The 17,551-nt window shown below is 47.1% G+C and carries 18 protein-coding genes; 6 read left to right on the top strand and 12 right to left on the bottom strand.

Annotated elements, in window-relative coordinates:
• A partial coding sequence (locus tag BST99_RS11780) for a prolyl oligopeptidase family serine peptidase (RefSeq protein ID WP_245916253.1) occupies window positions 1-1,952 on the top strand: 1,952 nt, incomplete at its 5' end.
• Window positions 1,953-2,033: 81 nt separating this feature from the next.
• Here BST99_RS11780 and BST99_RS11775 read toward each other — a convergent pair.
• The 8 genes from BST99_RS11775 to BST99_RS15035 form a co-directional block, all read right to left on the bottom strand.
• Window positions 2,034-3,155 carry an NAD(P)/FAD-dependent oxidoreductase gene (locus BST99_RS11775; protein WP_105001978.1) on the bottom strand — a complete coding sequence of 374 codons (1,122 nt, stop codon included), beginning with the start codon at window positions 3,153-3,155 and terminating at the stop codon, window positions 2,034-2,036.
• A gap of 16 nt (window positions 3,156-3,171) precedes the next feature.
• The gene (gene accC / locus BST99_RS11770) at window positions 3,172-4,521 is read right to left on the bottom strand and encodes an acetyl-CoA carboxylase biotin carboxylase subunit (RefSeq protein ID WP_105001977.1); all 1,350 of its coding nucleotides are present in this window, start codon (window positions 4,519-4,521) and stop codon (window positions 3,172-3,174) included.
• Between the two features lie 12 nt (window positions 4,522-4,533).
• A complete protein-coding gene (gene accB / locus BST99_RS11765; protein WP_105001976.1) occupies window positions 4,534-5,031 on the bottom strand; it encodes an acetyl-CoA carboxylase biotin carboxyl carrier protein in 498 nt (165 codons plus the stop codon).
• 20 nt (window positions 5,032-5,051) lie between these two features.
• A complete protein-coding gene (locus BST99_RS11760) occupies window positions 5,052-6,050 on the bottom strand; it encodes a beta-ketoacyl-ACP synthase III (protein WP_105001975.1) in 999 nt (332 codons plus the stop codon).
• Between the two features lie 197 nt (window positions 6,051-6,247).
• Window positions 6,248-6,445 (bottom strand): 50S ribosomal protein L32, encoded by a 198-nt coding sequence (rpmF, locus tag BST99_RS11755; RefSeq protein ID WP_105001974.1) that lies wholly within the window; start codon window positions 6,443-6,445, stop codon window positions 6,248-6,250.
• Window positions 6,446-6,454: 9 nt separating this feature from the next.
• Window positions 6,455-6,985: a YceD family protein gene (locus BST99_RS11750; protein WP_105001973.1), complete on the bottom strand. Its 531-nt coding sequence runs from the start codon at window positions 6,983-6,985 to the stop codon at window positions 6,455-6,457.
• 102 nt (window positions 6,986-7,087) lie between these two features.
• Complete coding sequence (locus tag BST99_RS11745) at window positions 7,088-7,822, bottom strand: PdxA family dehydrogenase (RefSeq protein ID WP_317046167.1); 735 nt, start codon at window positions 7,820-7,822, stop codon at window positions 7,088-7,090.
• On the bottom strand, window positions 7,819-8,136 hold the full coding sequence (locus BST99_RS15035) for a hypothetical protein (protein ID WP_317046166.1): 318 nt from the start codon (window positions 8,134-8,136) through the stop codon (window positions 7,819-7,821). The genes BST99_RS11745 and BST99_RS15035 overlap by 4 nt, the downstream gene beginning before the upstream one ends.
• 41 nt (window positions 8,137-8,177) lie before the next feature.
• On the opposite strand from BST99_RS15035, the gene BST99_RS11740 reads away from it, so the two are divergent.
• Window positions 8,178-8,783, top strand: a complete 606-nt coding sequence (locus BST99_RS11740; RefSeq protein WP_105001972.1) for a riboflavin synthase — start codon at window positions 8,178-8,180, stop codon at window positions 8,781-8,783.
• Here BST99_RS11740 and BST99_RS11735 read toward each other — a convergent pair.
• A complete protein-coding gene (locus BST99_RS11735) occupies window positions 8,780-10,570 on the bottom strand; it encodes a sodium:solute symporter family protein (protein WP_105001971.1) in 1,791 nt (596 codons plus the stop codon). The two genes, BST99_RS11740 and BST99_RS11735, sit on opposite strands and share 4 nt — an antisense overlap.
• 60 nt (window positions 10,571-10,630) lie before the next feature.
• Between BST99_RS11735 and BST99_RS11730 the strand changes: the two genes are divergently transcribed.
• A complete protein-coding gene (locus tag BST99_RS11730) occupies window positions 10,631-11,488 on the top strand; it encodes a cyanophycinase (protein WP_105001970.1) in 858 nt (285 codons plus the stop codon).
• On the top strand, window positions 11,442-12,230 hold the full coding sequence (locus BST99_RS11725; protein WP_245916252.1) for a sulfite exporter TauE/SafE family protein: 789 nt from the start codon (window positions 11,442-11,444) through the stop codon (window positions 12,228-12,230). Before BST99_RS11730 ends, BST99_RS11725 begins: the two co-directional genes overlap by 47 nt.
• Here the strand turns inward: BST99_RS11725 and BST99_RS11720 are convergent.
• Both BST99_RS11720 and BST99_RS11715 read right to left on the bottom strand, forming a co-directional pair.
• Window positions 12,227-12,649, bottom strand: a complete 423-nt coding sequence (locus BST99_RS11720; protein ID WP_105001968.1) for a response regulator — start codon at window positions 12,647-12,649, stop codon at window positions 12,227-12,229. The genes BST99_RS11725 and BST99_RS11720 overlap by 4 nt on opposite strands.
• A complete protein-coding gene (locus BST99_RS11715; protein ID WP_105001967.1) occupies window positions 12,646-14,421 on the bottom strand; it encodes a sensor histidine kinase in 1,776 nt (591 codons plus the stop codon). Before BST99_RS11715 ends, BST99_RS11720 begins: the two co-directional genes overlap by 4 nt.
• Window positions 14,422-14,555: 134 nt before the next feature.
• Between BST99_RS11715 and BST99_RS11710 the strand changes: the two genes are divergently transcribed.
• Window positions 14,556-15,368 (top strand): hypothetical protein, encoded by an 813-nt coding sequence (locus BST99_RS11710; protein ID WP_146106293.1) that lies wholly within the window; start codon window positions 14,556-14,558, stop codon window positions 15,366-15,368.
• Between the two features lie 216 nt (window positions 15,369-15,584).
• Window positions 15,585-16,853, top strand: a complete 1,269-nt coding sequence (locus BST99_RS11705; protein ID WP_105001965.1) for a hypothetical protein — start codon at window positions 15,585-15,587, stop codon at window positions 16,851-16,853.
• Window positions 16,854-16,927: 74 nt separating this feature from the next.
• Here BST99_RS11705 and BST99_RS11700 read toward each other — a convergent pair whose 3' ends face one another.
• Window positions 16,928-17,287, bottom strand: coding sequence for a hypothetical protein (locus tag BST99_RS11700; protein WP_146106292.1), 360 nt, complete (start codon window positions 17,285-17,287; stop codon window positions 16,928-16,930).
• Between the last annotated feature and the right edge of the window lie 264 nt (window positions 17,288-17,551).

The raw sequence follows: 17,551 nt of genomic DNA, 5'->3' as shown, positions 1-17,551 counted from the left end.
AAAATGGCGTTACCTTCGGCTTCCTCGACAATATTCCTTTTCGAGAGCAGCTCAAAGGCCGACTCGAAAAACTCTGGAATTACGAGAAAATTGGCTCTCCCTTTAAACGGGGAGACTACACTTATTTCGCCAAAAACGACGGCCTTCAAAACCAGTACGTTTACTACCGCCAGAAAGGCGGTGGAGAACCGGAGGTCTTTTTGGATCCCAACACCTTCTCTGAAGACGGAACGACTTCTCTTGCCGGATTGAGTTTTACAGAGGATGGCAGCATGGCTGCTTACTCCATCTCTGAAGGAGGAAGTGACTGGCGCAAGGTGATCGTCATCGAAACCGAAAACCTCACCCGTGTGCAGGACACCTTGGTGGATGTGAAATTCAGTGGTATTTCCTGGAGAGGGAAAGAAGGTTTCTACTACTCCAGCTACGATAAACCAGAGGGTAGTGAGCTATCGGCCAAAACTGATCAGCACAAGCTGTATTTCCACAAACTGGGAACAGATCAAAAAGAAGACCAGGTCATTTTTGGAGGAACTGAGTCTGAGAAACACCGCTACGTTGGCGGATATGTTTCTGAGGACGATCGCTACCTCTTTATCAGCGCTTCGGTAGCTACTTCAGGGAACAAGCTGTTCATGAAGGATCTCAAGAGCAAAAACAGCTCCTTGGTGACCATACAAGGCGATGATGAGGCTGACACCTATGTCTTGGATAATGAAGGCAGTCGCCTGTTCTTGGTGACCAACCGCAATGCTCCCAACAAGAAGATTGTTTCGGTCGACGCCAGTAATCCTGGAGTTGACAATTGGGTAGACTTTGTTCGCGAAACCGAACACGTGCTTACTGCGGGCAGCGGAGGAGGATACTTCTTTACCAAGTACATGGTTGACGCCATTTCCAAGGTCTACCAATACGATATGGACGGCAACAAGGTTCGGGATATCGAACTCCCTGGCGTTGGAACGGCAAGTGGCTTTGGGGGTGAAAAGGACGAGAAGGAATTCTACTTTTCTTTTACCAACTACAACACGCCTGGCTCGACCTACAAGTACAATGTAGAGACCGGAGATTACGAGCAATACTGGAAGCCCGAGATTGACTTCAATCCTGAAGACTATACCTCTACTCAGGTCTTCTACACCTCAAAAGATGGCACCAAGGTACCGATGATCATTACCCACAAAAAAGGCTTGGAGCTCAATGGAAAAAACCCGACCATCCTTTACGGATACGGAGGGTTCAACATCAGCTTACAGCCTTCCTTCAGCATTGCCAATGCCGTCTGGATGGAACAAGGGGGAGTTTATGCCGTGCCTAACCTTCGTGGAGGGGGAGAGTACGGGAAAAAGTGGCACGATGCAGGTACCAAAATGCAGAAGCAAAACGTCTTTGACGACTTTATTGCTGCGGCAGAATACCTGATCGAGAACAACTACACCAGCAGCGATTACCTCGCCATTCGCGGTGGTTCGAACGGAGGCCTCTTGGTCGGCGCGACCATGACCCAGCGCCCGGATTTGATGAAGGTTGCTTTGCCCGCTGTAGGGGTGTTGGACATGCTGCGCTACCACACGTTCACTGCGGGTGCCGGATGGGCTTACGACTACGGAACTTCCGAAGACAGCCCCGAAATGTTTGAGTACCTCAAGGGGTATTCGCCTGTACACAACGTCAAAGAAGGGGTAGAATACCCAGCAACTTTGGTCACTACAGGAGATCACGACGACCGAGTTGTTCCAGCACACAGCTTTAAGTTTGCGGCCCAGTTACAAGCCAAACAAGCTGGAGCCAATCCAACACTCATCCGAATCGAAACCGATGCCGGACACGGTGCAGGAACTCCTGTGAGCAAAACCATCGAGCAGTATTCCGATATTTTCGGGTTCACCCTGTTCAATATGGGCTTTGAAGAGCTACCGAACAAAGCGGTTCTTAGCGAGATTAAAGGTTAATCCTCGCTATATTACAAAAGAAAGGGCTCCCTCGGGAGCTCTTTTTCTTTTAGCATTTGAGATTGATGTTGTAGACCACTATTAATTCACAAGATCTGCTAAACGTTTGCCAACCTGACTGCCCAAGGCAACCCCCATTCCTCCGAGGCGTACACCACAGTACGTCCTTTGCGAGAGTTGTTCGACCAGGGGATTCTTTTTGGGGCCAACCCCCATGACCCCGCTCCACCGCCTTTCAATCTCAAAAGACTCTTGGGGCAAGATGACCTCTCTGAGGAGGGCTTCAAGGCGGTCTTGAATCAGCGGACTTGTTCCGGGTTCTGTGGTTGTTTCGCCTGGGATATCCAAATTTCTTCCTCCACCGAGCAAGACCCTGCCGTCGATCTGACGAAAGTAATAGTAGCCTTGTTCCAGGTGGTAACAGCCTTCGATCCGGGTAGCTACCGGGCTGGTTAAGAGCACCTGTGCTCTTGCGGGTTTGACTTGGTCCTGTTTATCGGTGAGAAGACGGGAGGCAAATCCGTTGGTGGTCATCAGTACCTGCTGGCTGGTCCATTCGCGCTCCTCCGCCCTCAGTGTAACTCCTGTGGGACTTTCTTCCAACTGGTCTACCCGAACACCGGTTAGCACCAAAATATTGGCTTTCTTGACCTTTTCGAGGAGTGCTTGCATCATAAAACCAGGATGCAATTCACCCTCGTATTGGTGGGTAAATTGATGTGGAAGAATTTGCCCAAAGGCAGGATTGGTTTTTTGAATCTGGAAAGCATCACCCCCGAACACCTCTCGAAGAAGGGTGTTGGTTGTTTCCAAGGCCGCTTCACAGGCTTCAAATAGGGCTTGATCCTCCTTCAAAAAGAGTTCATGGCCACCTTTATTGGTATACCGGAGAGCCTTGTCCCCCAACAAGCTTCTCAGGTATTGAATTCCTTCAAAACGTTGGGCAACCAGCTCGCGGATCTCCTCTGGGCTGTGGTGTTTGGCATCGGCCAATAGCTCCGAAAGAGAGCCAAAACAGGCAAAACCAGCATTACGCGTACTCGCTCCACTAGGAAGAGGGCCGCGTTCAACAACGACAATGTGTTTATTGGGGAAGCGTTCTCGAAGCCTTAGAGCAGCATTGAGCCCTACCAAGCCAGCTCCTATCAGGGTAAAATCGACTTGGCTTAGCCAGGCTTGTTCTTCCCAATAGGATAGCTTCATAGGGCCCTCTGTTGTCTTAGTCCTCTTCAGGCTTCATCTCGAAGCCTTCCATAAACTTGGTGGTGTAGTTCCCAGCCAAGTAATCCGGATGATCCATCAATTGACGGTGAAAAGGAATTGTGGTTTTAACTCCTTCAATCACAAACTCGTCCAAGGCACGGCGCATCTTGTTGATGGCTTCCTCACGGGTTTGTGCAGTGGTAATCAGTTTCGCGATCATGGAATCGTAGTTCGGAGGAATAACGTATCCACTGTAAACATGCGAATCCAATCGAACTCCATGACCTCCTGGCGTGTGCAAAGTTGCAATACGTCCCGGAGAAGGGCGGAAATCATTGTAAGGATCCTCCGCGTTAATACGGCATTCGATCGAGTGTAGCTTCGGCGTGTAGTTTTTCCCTGAGATCGGTACTCCACCAGCAACCAAAATCTGCTCTCTGATCAAATCGTAATCGATTACCTGTTCCGTAATCGGGTGCTCGACCTGAATACGGGTGTTCATCTCCATGAAGTAGAAATTGCGGTGCTTATCAACCAAGAATTCTACGGTTCCTGCTCCCTCATACTTAATGTACTCTGCCGCTTTAATGGCAGCAGCCCCCATTTCCTCCCGAAGCTTGTCAGTCATAAAGGGCGAAGGAGTTTCTTCCGTCAACTTCTGGTGTCGTCGCTGTACGGAACAATCACGCTCTGAGAGGTGACAGGCTTTTCCGAATTGATCTCCAACAATCTGTATTTCGATGTGGCGAGGCTCTTCAATGAGCTTCTCCATATACATCCCTCCGTTACCAAAGGCAGCAGTTGCTTCCTGAACGGCGCTTGGGAAAGCGGTCTCCAGCTCCTCTTCGGACCAGATCGCACGCATCCCTTTTCCTCCACCACCTGCAGTCGCCTTGATCATCACGGGGTAGCCCATTTTACCGGCCTCCTCTTTTGCGTGATCCAGATCTTTAAGCAGGCCTTCAGAACCAGGAATGGTTGGAACTCCCGCTTCCTTCATGGTGGATTTGGCTGAAGCCTTATCTCCCATGCGGTCGATCTGCTCCCCGGTCGCTCCGATAAACTTGATATCGTGCTCCGCACAGATTCTGGAGAACTTGGAGTTCTCTGACAAGAATCCATATCCAGGGTGAATAGCATCTGCGTTGGTGATCTCTGCGGCTGCAATGATGTTTGGAATCTTGAGGTAAGACTCAGAACTCGGCGCAGGACCGATACACACCGCTTCATCCGCAAAACGGACGTGGAGGCTGTCTTCATCTGCCTTGGAATAGACGGCCACCGTTTTGATGCCCATTTCCTTGCAGGTTCTGATTACACGAAGCGCGATTTCACCGCGATTCGCTATCAATATCTTCTTAAACATAGTCCCGAGGTCTTAGGATGGATCAACCAGGAATAGGGGTTGATCGAATTCAACTGGACTGGAATCGTCTACCAACACTTTGACAATCTTACCAGAGACTTCTGACTCGATATCGTTGAATAATTTCATGGCTTCAATCACACAAAGAACATCTCCGGGGCTGATGCTGCTTCCAACTTCTACGAAGGCATCTTTGTCAGGAGAAGGTTTGCGGTAGAAAGTTCCAATGATTGGAGACTTGATGGTGATGTACTTGCTGTCATCTTCGCTCTCGCCTCCCTTGTCTCCGCCTCCAGCGGCAGGAGCCTCAGCAACAGGTGCTGCAGGAGCAGCAGGTGCGACTGGCATTGTCGGTGCAGCCATCTGAATAGGCTGTACAAAAGCACCTTCCACGCCAGATGTTCCGCCTGTACGGATCGTGATTTTAATATCGTCGGTCTCCAGCTTTACTTCACTGGCTCCGGATTTGGCGACAAATCGAATCAGGCTTTGAATTTCCTTAATGTCCATGCATCTTGATTTAGTTAGTTCTACTGGCCATCATAGGCCCATGTTAGGTATATAGCTCCCCAGGTAAATCCACCTCCAAAGGCGGCAAATACGAGTTGATCTCCTTTTTTCAGTTGTTTCTCGTAATCGAATAGCAGCAGAGGTAAGGTTGCCGAAGTCGTGTTCCCGTAGCGGTGAATATTCATCATCACCTTTTCTTTTTCGAGGCCCATTCGCTTTGCTGTTGCATCGATAATTCTTTTATTGGCCTGGTGCGGTACCAACCAGTTCACATCGTCATGTGTCAAGCCGTTGCGCTCCATAATTTGAGCCGAAACATCAGCCATATTAGAAACGGCAAATTTGAATACCGTCTTTCCGTCTTGATAAACGTAATGCTTGCTGTTCGCAATGGTCTCGACAGAAGGAGGCATGATGGAGCCACCCGCTTCAATGCGTAAAAACTCACGGCCGTGGCCATCACTTCTCAACACCTCATCCTGCAATCCCAATCCTTCTTCATTCGGTTCGAATAAAACCGCTCCGGCTCCGTCACCAAAAATGATGCAGGTGGCACGGTCAGTGTAATCAATTATAGAAGACATCTTGTCTGCGCCGATGAGCAAAACCTTTTTATAACGACCTGACTCAATGTAGCGGGCAGCCGTAGACATTCCATACAGGAAGCTACTACAGGCGGCTTGTAAGTCATAGGAAAAGGCGTTGGTCGCTCCGATCTCGGAAGCCACAAAAGCGGCTGTCGCGGCAACTGGCATGTCCGGGGTTGCGGTAGCCAACAATACCATGTCAATATCCTTGGGATCTGTCCCGGTTTTGGCTAGCAAATCCAAGGCGGCTCGCTGGGCCATGAAGGAAGTTCCGACTCCATCTTCTTTGAGAAGTCGTCTCTCTTTAATTCCGGTGCGGGTTGTGATCCATTCGTCATTGGTATCGACCATGGTCTCGAGAATCTCGTTGGTCAAAACAAAATCGGGCACATAGCCTCCTACTCCGGTAATTGCTGCAGTGATCTTACTCATGCAAAATATTTTGTTTGGGCGAAAAACATCAAAATTTCGCGCAAAAGTGGTGAAAATTAGTGATTTCTCGGCAATTTTTAGTGTTTTTGGTCAGTTTTGTCCATTTTTCGCCTTTTTACTAAAAGGCCACTTTATTCCATAAAAAAACTCCCGTTGGGAACAACGAGAGCTCGAATATTTAACAGAAAGACTGTGAATTAGTCTTCTACTTCTTCGGTTTTGTCTAGAACAACCTGACCGCGGTAGTACATTTTACCTTCGTGCCAGTGGGCTCTGTGGTACAAATGCATTTCACCAGTGGTGGCGTCCTTCGCCAATGTAGGCATGGTCGCTTTTACGTGCGTTCTACGCTTGTCTCTACGCGTTTTTGATATTTTTCTCTTTGGATGTGCCATGCTACTCCTTTATTTATCCGTTAATAGTTTTTTGAGATCGTCCCATCGGGGATCGCTCTCGTCATCGTCTGTTTTATTTTCGCCCGGTTCGAGCTCCTCCAGTTTGTCAAGAATGTCCGATTCCAGGGTTCCGTCTTCTACTCCGGGATGGATGCGCTTTAATGGCACAGCCAAAACCAACATCTCGTAGACATACTGACTGAGATCAACCTGGTGTTCTCCATGAGGCAGCACCAATAATTCATCGTCTTCGTCATTGAATTCCTCTCCGAACTTGACCACCAAGGATAACTCTCCTGAAACAGGTTGGTCGTACAACTCTTGGGTCAAATCACAAGGGACTTCTACCGTCCCTTGGCCGTGGATATCGAATTCTAACATGGTGCTGGTCTTGTTTAAATCGATTTTGACATCAATTTTACAAGACTCAAATTCTTGATAATCAAACTGTTCAAAGAACTCGTTGCCCAGTTGATACGCAAACTCATGTTTTCCTTGCTTCAATCCCTGGAAGGGGATAAGAAACTCATTTGGCTTCATAGTTTACACTTATCGTTTGTGTACCAGCCGTATAAGGCGGGTGCAAAGATACTATTTATTCTGAAAAACCCAACTCGAAATCAGCAGAGCCGCTTCCTTCTTTTACGGGTTCTTTTCTTTTCTGCGCTGAACCTTTTGTTTTTGCAGTGGATTGCTGCTTAGCTCCTCGTATTCAGAGCGTTTCTGGAGGATTTCTAATCCTGTGAAAACCGCCTGTTTAAAGGAGTGATGGTCCGCTTTATTCTGTCCGGCAATCTCATAAGCCGTTCCGTGATCAGGAGAGGTGCGTACTTTTTTTAGTCCGGCCGTATAATTCACCCCTTGTCCAAAGGAGAGCGTTTTAAATGGAATCAGCCCCTGATCGTGGTAAGCCGCAAGCACCGCATCAAAACCTTGGTGGGTGTTGGACCCAAAAAAACTGTCTGCAGAGTAGGGGCCAAAAACCATCTCTCCTTTGTCGAACCAACGCTTGATCGCCGGTTTCATGATTTTTTCGTCTTCCTGCCCAATGGTTCCGTTATCCCCACTGTGAGGATTGATTCCCAACAGGGCGATCTTGGGTTTTCGGATACCAAAATCTGCCCTCAGGCTCTTTAAAAGAGCGCCTACTTTCTTATCGATCAACTTTCCGTTGATGGCATCCCCTACTTCTTTTACCGCGATATGGTCGGTCAACAAACCCACACGCAATTCTTGACTGAGCATAAACATCAAACCGTCTCCTTCGATTTGCTCACTGAGGTAATCGGTATGCCCCGGAAAAGAAAAAGACTCGGACTGGATGTTGTTTTTGTTGATGGGCGCAGTCACCAAAAGATCGATCTCTCCTTTTTTCAAGCTTCCACGGCGGTTTGAAAAGAAGCGACCGAGTATTGCCCCGCTTCAGGTGTCGAGGCGCCAAATTTTAGAGGTGGATCGTGCTGTTTTGGCGGCAAAAAATAAATGCCCGCCTTGTTGATCTTGTCCAGTTGATTGACCCGTTTAAGAGGAAGATCCATGCGCAAGGCTTTCATCTGTTTTTTCAGCACCCCTTCTGAAGCGAAAAAGACGGGGCTGCAAAAATCCAGCATCCGCTGATCTTTGAATGTTTTGAGGGCGACCTCACATCCAATACCATTTATATCCCCGACAGAAATACCTACTTTTACCATGCCTATTCCAATCCTGCAAATCTACTTAAAAATGCACTGCTATGTTTACTGGAATTATTGAGTCTTTGGGTAAAATTACTGGTATTGATACCGAAGAAGGCAACCGCCATATTCGTTTGCAATCCTCCATGACTTCTGAACTGAAGGTTGACCAAAGCTTAGCTCATAACGGGGTATGCCTAACCGTTGTAGCCATCGAAGGCGATGAATACGTGGTCACGGCTGTTCAAGAAACCCTCATAAAAACCACAATTGGTGAATGGCAGGTTGGCGAACTGGTCAATCTGGAACGCGCTATGCAAATGGGTGCTCGATTGGACGGTCACATTGTTCAGGGCCACGTGGACCAAACCGCTGAATGCATTCAAGCAGAAGAAACGGATGGAAGCTGGCACTTTCGTTTTCAATACGAACCCAAAGCCCTCGAAGGCGGGAGTCCTGCAGTCACTATAGAAAAGGGATCGATCACAGTGGATGGTGTCAGTCTGACGGTCGTGGATTCAACCGAAAATGCCTTCAGTGTTGCCATTATCCCCTACACCTATGAACACACCTGTTTTCAGCAGTACCAGGTCGGACGCAAAGTCAATTTGGAATTTGACGTGATTGGCAAATATGTTTCTCGCTTGCTTTCTTTAAGAGACTAGAACACCTCTTTGAGTTTGCTCCATTGCTTGTTGAGCAAATAGGCCGAAATCAAGGCCAGAAAACTCAGGCCAATCGCCCAAGGGTATACTCCGTACAGCCAGTTTCCAACAGCAAAGAGGGTGCTGTAGACCAATACACTTCCGAGCAAAACAGCCAAAAGACCCCGGGGAACCACCCAGGCTGTGGTTTGTTCCTCGCTGCTTTGGAATCTCTTCCAACCAGGCCCTCCTGCTTGAATCTTGTCATTGAATTTTTGTAAGACCGCTTCTTTTTCTGGGGGCGTCAAGAAGGTCACCGCAATCCAAATCAAAGACGTAATGAGGACCGCAACGGGCAGTTCTGCCCAGGCTGGGAAAAGCCCTGCTGCCTCCGCAGACCCGAACAGCATGGGCCCAAGACTGGTCTTCTTGATCAAAAGCGAAATTATTCCCGAAGCAAACATGGCAGACAATTCACTCCAAGCATTGATGCGCCACCAGAACCAACGGAGTATAAAAATCAAACCGGTTCCTGCACCAAACATCAGAATCAGGTCAAAAAGCTCCTTGGCGTTCTGCATATTCAAGGCAATCCATGCCGAGAATACCATCAATAAGAAAGTCGAAATCCGACCTACCCGAACCAGTTCTTTTTCGCCGGCTTGTGGCTTAATTTTTTGTCTATAGAAATCGTTGACGATATAAGAAGAGCCCCAATTCAAGTGGGTGGAAAGCGTCGACATATACGCCGCTCCCAAAGAAGCCAGCACCAGACCCAAAAGCCCTGAAGGCAGTTTGGTCAACATGGCCGGATAAGCCAAATCATGACCGAGCTTATCGGCGGTCACACTCGGAAAGGCCTCTTGAATACTCGCCAGATCCGGGTAAAGGATCAAACTGGCGAGAGCCACCAAAATCCAGGGCCAAGGCCGCACCGCAATGTGCATAACGTTAAAAAAGAAGGTGGCACCGACGGCGTGTTTTTCGTCTTTTGCTGCCAGCATCCGCTGAGCGATATAGCCACCGCCCCCCGGCTCAGAACCAGGGTACCAGGCGCTCCACCACTGAACGGCAAGAGGAATAATTAGAATGGCAATCAGGGCATCGGTCTGTTCCAAATCCGGGACCATGGCCAATTTATCGGCCACATTGGGGTGAGTGAGCAGGTCTGCTAAACCTCCTACTTCCGGCAAATCGATGAGGTAAATTGCTGCACCGAAGGCACCGACCATAGCGATCAAAAACAGAAAGAAGTCCGTGTAGACGACCCCTCGGAATCCTCCCAACATACTGAACACGACCGTAATGCTTCCGGCAATCGCCACTGTAGTCAAGGGCGGAAGCCCCAACATAATTTGACCAATTTTAATAGCGGCCAGGGTCACCCCCGCCATCGCCAAAAGGTTAAAGGCTACTCCTAAATACAGGGCTCGGAACCAACGTAAAAAGTCGGCTGCTTTCCCCCCGTACCGAAGCTCATAAAACTCCATATCAGTGGCCACATTGGATTTACGCCATAGGCGCGCATAAACGAAAACGGTAAGCAAGCCGGTCAACAGAAAGGCCCACCAGGCCCAGTTTCCGGCCACCCCATTGACCCGCACAATGTCTGTAACCAGGTTGGGGGTATCTGTTGAAAAAGTGGTGGCTACCATCGAAAATCCCAACAACCACCAGGGCATATTCCGGCCCGACAAAAAGAATTCCGTCGAGTTCTTCCCCGATTGTCTGGAAACCCATACACCCACACCGAGTACCAGCACAAAGACAAAAATAATGATTGCGTAATCCAGGGAAGAGAGGGTCATGGGTCGATTGTTTCCGCCTAAAATAGGGGTTTTTCTTATTTTAGAACCAAATAAAGTCCCATGCAAAAGCACTCCTGGCTTTTTATGTCCTTTGCCCTGCTTATCACGGTATTCATCAGCTGTTCCAGTACTGCCGAAGAACCCGACATGGAGCCACAACCACCTCAATCACAGGCTGTTTTGTCTTACTTTGTGGGTAACCCCAATATTGACACCACACCTGAAGGAGGTATCTGTATGATGGGGGGGCGAAGCGAAGACGATCAGGCCATGCGTTGGTTTTTGAGAAGAGCCCAGGGGGGAGATGTCTTGGTGATGCGTGCTTCGGGATCAAACGGATACCAGGACTACTTTTATCAGGAACTGGGCGTTAACCTCAACTCCGTGGAGACCTTAGTATTCCGTGCCAAGGAAGTAAGCTCAGAAATAGTCAACAAAATTGACCAGGCGGAAGCCATCTGGTTCGCTGGAGGAGATCAAGGGAAGTACCTTGATTATTGGAAAGACAACGCCATTGAAGATGCCTTACAACGCGCAGTAGATCGTGGAGCCGTGATTGGGGGCACCAGCGCGGGAATGGCCATTTTAGGGGAGCACATTTGGGATGGAAGCGGAATACAAACCGATTTTATTGATATCCCTGTACTTCGAGGCATTATCACAGACACCCACTATTCCGAAAGAAACCGATCAGAAAGGCACCGCGGTTTTGTCACCCAGATTCAAGGAAGGGGAATCGCTGCGGATGAGTACACCGCCATTTGCGTACAACCCGACGGAATAGCCCTGGTCTTTGGAGACCCGGACGAAGTAGACCAGGCTCATTTTTTAGACACTGATCTGACGACCGAGATTCTTCGTGGAGACCGCAATGGCTCTGCGCGTTTTGATTTGGTGCGGTGGACTTTGGTTCCCTAGCCCGATGGATTCCCTGCTGCAACAACCTTGGCCCGCTATTCTTGCGGCTTTTTTAATTGGCACCTCCAAAGCAGGTTTAAAGGGATTGTCTGTTCTCAATGTGACTTTAATGGCCCTGAGTTATGGGGCGTTTTCGAGTACTGGCTTAATTATGCCGCTCCTCGTAGTCGGAGATGTTTTTGCCGTCTGGTACTACAATCGGCATACAGAATGGAAGCCTCTTTTGCGCATCTTGCCCATTATGCTGGTCGGGATTGGACTGGGTACCTGGATTGGGGACGCCCTCCCGGAACGAATTTTTCAATACACTTTAGCCGGAATTGTACTCCTCAGTCTTGGGCTCTTGCTCTACCGGGATTTACGGCCTGGGCAATTGCAAAAAATCCCACCTTTTTTTGCACCCGTTATGGGGCTATTGGCGGGTCTTGCTACCATGCTGGGGAACCTTGCAGGGTCCTTTACTAACTTGTATTTCCTTGGGTTAGGTCTGCAAAAGAACACCTTTGTGGGCACGGCAGCCTGGCTCTTTTTGATTACCAATGCCATCAAATTGCCCCTTCATTATTGGGTATGGGGTACGATTAATGCTGACTCTTTACGAGTCGATCTGCAACTGTTGCCCTTATTGCTTGTCGGACTTGTGGTGGGGGTAAGAATCGTCCGCTTCATTCCTGAAAAGGCCTATCGCCAATTTATTCTGGCGGTGACGGCACTTGGCGCTTTGCTCATGCTGGCACGCTAAGCCGTTTCACCCTTTCGGAATAAGGCTACAATAGTTTGCAGGTCGCTTTCCGTTGGCGGCTTTGGAATATAAGCCAATAGTTGATCTTGGTAACTTTTGGCCTTTTCCAAATCTTGTTGGTCGATTGAAGAACTCATCATGACCACGGGTACTCTTGGCGAGGGCGAAAGCTCCAGGTACTCCTCCAAAAATTGCCAGCCATCTAAAACTGGCATATTGATATCCAGAAAGAGTAATTCGGGGATTTCCTCTGCCGGCGGATTGGTTTTAAAAAAATCAAGGGCAAGGGCCGAGTGATCAAAGTGTAAAATCTTCTCAGAAAAGTTCTCAGCATTTAGAAGCATCTCGAATACATTTCGGAAAATAAAGTCATCATCAATGATTGCTACGCGATTGAAATAGTGTGTTGTATTGCTCATGCTTGTCTTTTAAAATGTAAACAGAAGGTGGTTCCTTCATTCGGTTGGCTCTCCACAGTAATCTTACCTCCCATACTCTCCATTTGGTTTTGAGAGAGGAAAAGTCCAATCCCCTTGGCATCAGGGTTCCCATGGAATGTTTTATACATGCCAAAAATTTTGTCTTTGTGTTTTTCTAAATCAATACCTCGTCCATTGTCCTTAAAGTAAACGCGGGCTTCTTCGTAGGTGGTTTCGGCATAGACCGATAACTTGAGGGGAGTGTCTGTTTTGCTGTATTTTAAAGCATTCGTTAGCATGTTGTGAATTACGCTTTCGATATAAGATTTAACCCCATAAACGCGTAGATCAGCATCGATATTGAGGTCCAGCTTAGCGTCTGCACTACTCCAGGTTCCGTTGATACCCTCCATGACTTCCAATAAAATTTGGCGGAAACCAAGAGGTGCCTGATGCTTGTCTTTGGTCTTGATGTGAACGACCTCGTTGAGATCGGTTATCGTCTGCTCCAATCGATCTGCAGAAACCTGTATCATTTCGACGGCCTTGTCCACAGGCATTTTACCAGCTTTGAACATGCTTGTCAACAAGCCGAGGTTGCTCGAGTTGGAACGCAGATTGTGCGATACGATATGAGCAAAATTCAATAAACTCTGGTTCTGCTTTTCAGTAATTTCTAATAGCTCTCGCAAACGGGATTCGTTCCGTTTGATCTTGGTGATGTCGATATTGGCACCGATCATACGAATGGGCTCTCCTTTGGTATTTCGGAAGACTTCCCCCTTTCCAGTGATGTAGCGTATATCTCCTTTGCCCGAAATAATTCTAAAAACGGTATTGAATTCCTGTTCACCCGAAATGGCCTTTTCTACATTAATTAAGGCCTCTTTCTTATCATCGGGATGTACTGTTTTTTCCCAAGCGTCAAAATCTCCAGCGAATTCATCTCTTTTGAGATCGTACAGATCATACATGACATCATCCCAATGCACCACATTGTTGACAATGTCCAAATCCCATAATCCTACTTTGGCGCTTTGAACGGCCACTTGCATGCGCTCGCTCAGGCGGTGACGTTCAATCTCTGCCTTTTTTTGGCGATCAATATCTTGAAAGGTCCCGTACATACGTGTACATACACCATTAACGATTTCGCTATGACCGATGGCGCGAACCCATTTTTCATTCCCCTTAGCCGTAACGATAATAAGTTCACCGTCATAGGGTTCTCCTGTTTCTATGCAAAGAGAAACAACCTCTCGAATCTTATCGCGGTGGTACCCTGCTTTGTAAAATTCAATCGCGGTGTCTAATTGAGGCTCATAGTCTTTTGGAACCTCATGGATTTCGCGAACCGTATCGGACCAGGACAATTGATTCCGTAGAAAATCCAGTTCCCAACTCCCTACATTGGCTGCCTCACAGGCCAAATTGGAGAGGTCGTTGGCCATCTTTCGGCTGGTAATATCTTCTACACTGATAAAGGGATCAGCATTCTGAAATTGCAAGGAGAAGCGAAACCAGTGAATAACTGATTTACTGTCGTAGTACTTATAATAACCAACCTCAGGAACCTCTTTTTGAACCAATTGCTCCCAGTTTAAAGGCCCATTCCATTCAATGGCCCTGATTATAGTAGAGAGATCCGTGGTCCTCCAAAACTGCATCAAGTCTCGTGCTTTTGGTGAACCATTGAGTAATTTACCTGTGGCGTCTGTTTGAAAAACAGCCCACGGTAGATCTATCGAAGTGGTGGTTTTTTCTTTGCTCATCAGTCAAGTGGTGAAACTTTAAAACGTGGTCTTTTTCCTACATATTGCTTAAAGAGTAAAATTTTAGGCTCTTCTTTATCGTTCCTTTGCATGTTGCATTAATGCTTACCTTTCAAATACAGAAAATCACCCACATGAAAAAGATAATCTCCGGGATCTTTTTGATCCTTACCCTTAGCCTTTCCGCACAGAAATCTGCTGTCTTTAAAAATGAAATGGAACCCAATCGGATCTACAAGACCGAGATGGTAACTGTCAATGACATGACCATGGATATGGGCCCGTTGGGTGGAAAAATGAATATGAACCAAGAATTGACCATTGCCCTAACCATGACCACAGAGGCTAATCAAGGTGATCTGGGATTTCCGGTTACTATGGTCTATGATAAGATGACCGTCAAAATGAAAATGAACGGAAATGAAATTCCCGTGCCTATTGACGACGCTTTAATGAAGGCGAAAATGGTTGGAATGTACCGCAGTGGAGCATTTACATTGGATAAAGCCGCATCTTCCAACCTGACTCCTGAACTTGAAGAAAGTCTCGGCAGCGCCATGAAAGACCTGCAGGATAAGGTACAATTTCCAAAATCGGCCCTGGCTGTTGGCGACCGTTTCGAAAACAGCTACCCAATGGATTTACCCGTTCCTGGAGGCCAACCCATTAAGATGTTCATCAAGAACAACTTCAAACTCTTGGCACTCGAAGGAGGAATCGGCACATTTGAAGTCATTCAAGACCTCAGCTTTGACGGCATGAGTGAAGGCATCAATATGTCGGCCACCGGCCGAGGAGAAGGGGTCATGAAGTTTGATTCTAAAAAGAATTATGTCTTGAGCTACGATGTGGTTTTACCGATGACCATGAACATGACCATGGAAGATGGGACAATTATGAAAATGAGTATGACCTCGAATTCCTCGGTCAAGAATATCATTGAGTAACTCCCTTCTAAAATATGGATGGAGACTGGCCTTTTTCGCCGGGCTTTTTGATGGAAATAAAAGGCAGGAATCTTGCTTTAACATCTGTTCTCAATCCTCATATAATAAGCCATTTATGGAAGAAAACCGCTAAAAGAAAGGGAAGAAATTAACTACATGAATGTTCCCAAATAATTCGCTACCTTTTGAAGATTAAAACCTTAATAACCTCACCTCATGAAACTGCGTTTCATTTTTCTCAGCATTTTCTTTCTGGCTACCAGCCAAATCAGCGCCAGGGAGTCCAAACTCACCGTATACAATGAGTTTTATGGGCCCATCAAAGTAACCGCTTTCAAAAGCAATCTGCCGACTACCCCCAGAGAACTGCGTACGCCGCTCAAGTCTAGTCCATTTGAATTGAAGGTTGGTAAAGAGCGTGACCTAAAGTTTGGCAGCCTAAAAAAATCCGAGCTCGTCTTTGTCTGGCTAGAAATCACTTTTCAAAACGGGGCCACCTTTCCGATGAAGGTGATCCAATTGGGGAAGGATGAAGAAAAAAAGCTAAACATCACCAAGGAGCTTTTTCAAATGCCGCTGACCAGTAGCAGCAAGAAAAGCTTTGATGAGCTTCGAACAATCTTTTATAGCGATATCCATATTCTGGAACAGGACGTACAAAACCAGAGAAGCCAGTTCCTTTCTCTTTTTGGAGGTCTAGCCATTGTCAAGATCGACACGATCAATGGAGATAAGAACCGCTTGAATTATTTGGAGTCAAGGATTTTGGGTCGTACCGTTTCAGAAGACGATGTCTTTAAGCAAAACGATATACGCAACCACGACTATATTTTTAAAGATTCCTTCCTCTATGAAGAGCTGAATTCCAGGAAAAACCTCATCCCAGGCATCAAACGGTTTGCACAAGGCCTTCAACAGAAAGGGGAGTTGTTCGAGATTCACTACATGATCAAGGGACTGGACAACTATATCAGCTATTCGGACTCTGTTGCTCTGGAACAGCGCTGGTATGATATTGACAAAGAGCTGAGGAACATCTTTTTGGAAGATTATATCTCTGCTGTTGAACGCAAAGAAGATGCTGCCAAAATTGAAGTGCGAGAGTACAACCGCGCTGCGGGCTTTCAGTACATGACGGTCGAAATTGACAAATACGGTCCTGTACCCATGACCGACAACAAAGCCATCCAGTTGGTAACGGAAGATGGGCCTTACTATTTGGCCGGAAGAGAAGTGTATCAGGATCTACTCGGGGATCAAATTTTAGCCTTGGGTTATGATGAGGAAGGGGTTAATCACACCGAATGGATTCGCGAAAAAGCACTGTCTTACCTGGATGAATTGATCAAGCAGCGCAAGCCGAAATCGGGCAGCTACCTCGATAAACTCAATAAGTTGGGGATTCAAGGATACTACCAGGTCAAGCAAAGCGAATACCTACTCACCCTGAAAAATATTAAAGCGGACCTCTTAGACGAGTACTAAGCGCAAGCCTCTACCGCATAAAAAAGCCCGCTCGTCTTTAACGGAGCAGGCTTTTTTGTTTGGAACGTCCCGGTTTACTGGGTCACCCAAACGTTATTCTCTCTATCGTATACTCGTGTTTTACCGTTGGTTTGGTAACGGATTACAACGTTGCGACCTACGTTTTCGTCAATAATTTTGCGCAAGACCTTGTTTTCTGTTTCCAGTTCACGAGCCTCTATTACGGCATCGTAAAGACTGTCGTTTTCTTTCATCAAGTACTTGAATTCCTCCAAGGCAAATACGGCGGCTTCGAGTTGTTTTTGGTCCAAGCCGGTAGAAGGTGGTGTGTCAACCGGCTTCATCAATTTAGGATAAAGTGAAAAAGCCAAAGCCAGGCTTCCAATCCATCCCATTAAAATCAATCCTCCAACTGCGGAATTTGGAATTTTCATAGTGTACGTTTTACGGTGGTCTTTTCTTTAGTTATTCAGTGCAATTTTTTGGTTGTCAGTTCTTTTCGAATGCCTCGGGGGTTCTAAAAATTACAGACTTAAATATAGAATAAATAAGTGAATAGGGTAATTTTTACAGATAAATAGGGCCAATTTGTAAAACCCCCATCTATTCCCGTAAGATTGCTGTGTCAGGGACTGTAAGAAGGATGATTTCTTCCTACAAAAAAGGCCAGGTTAAAAGGTCTCCCCGGATCCCTTCTG

The organism is Aureicoccus marinus (assembly GCF_002954325.1).
Lineage (GTDB): Bacteria > Bacteroidota > Bacteroidia > Flavobacteriales > Flavobacteriaceae > Aureicoccus > Aureicoccus marinus.
The sequence above is the reverse complement of the archived record's forward strand: the minus strand, read 5'-3'. Positions and strand labels throughout refer to the sequence as shown.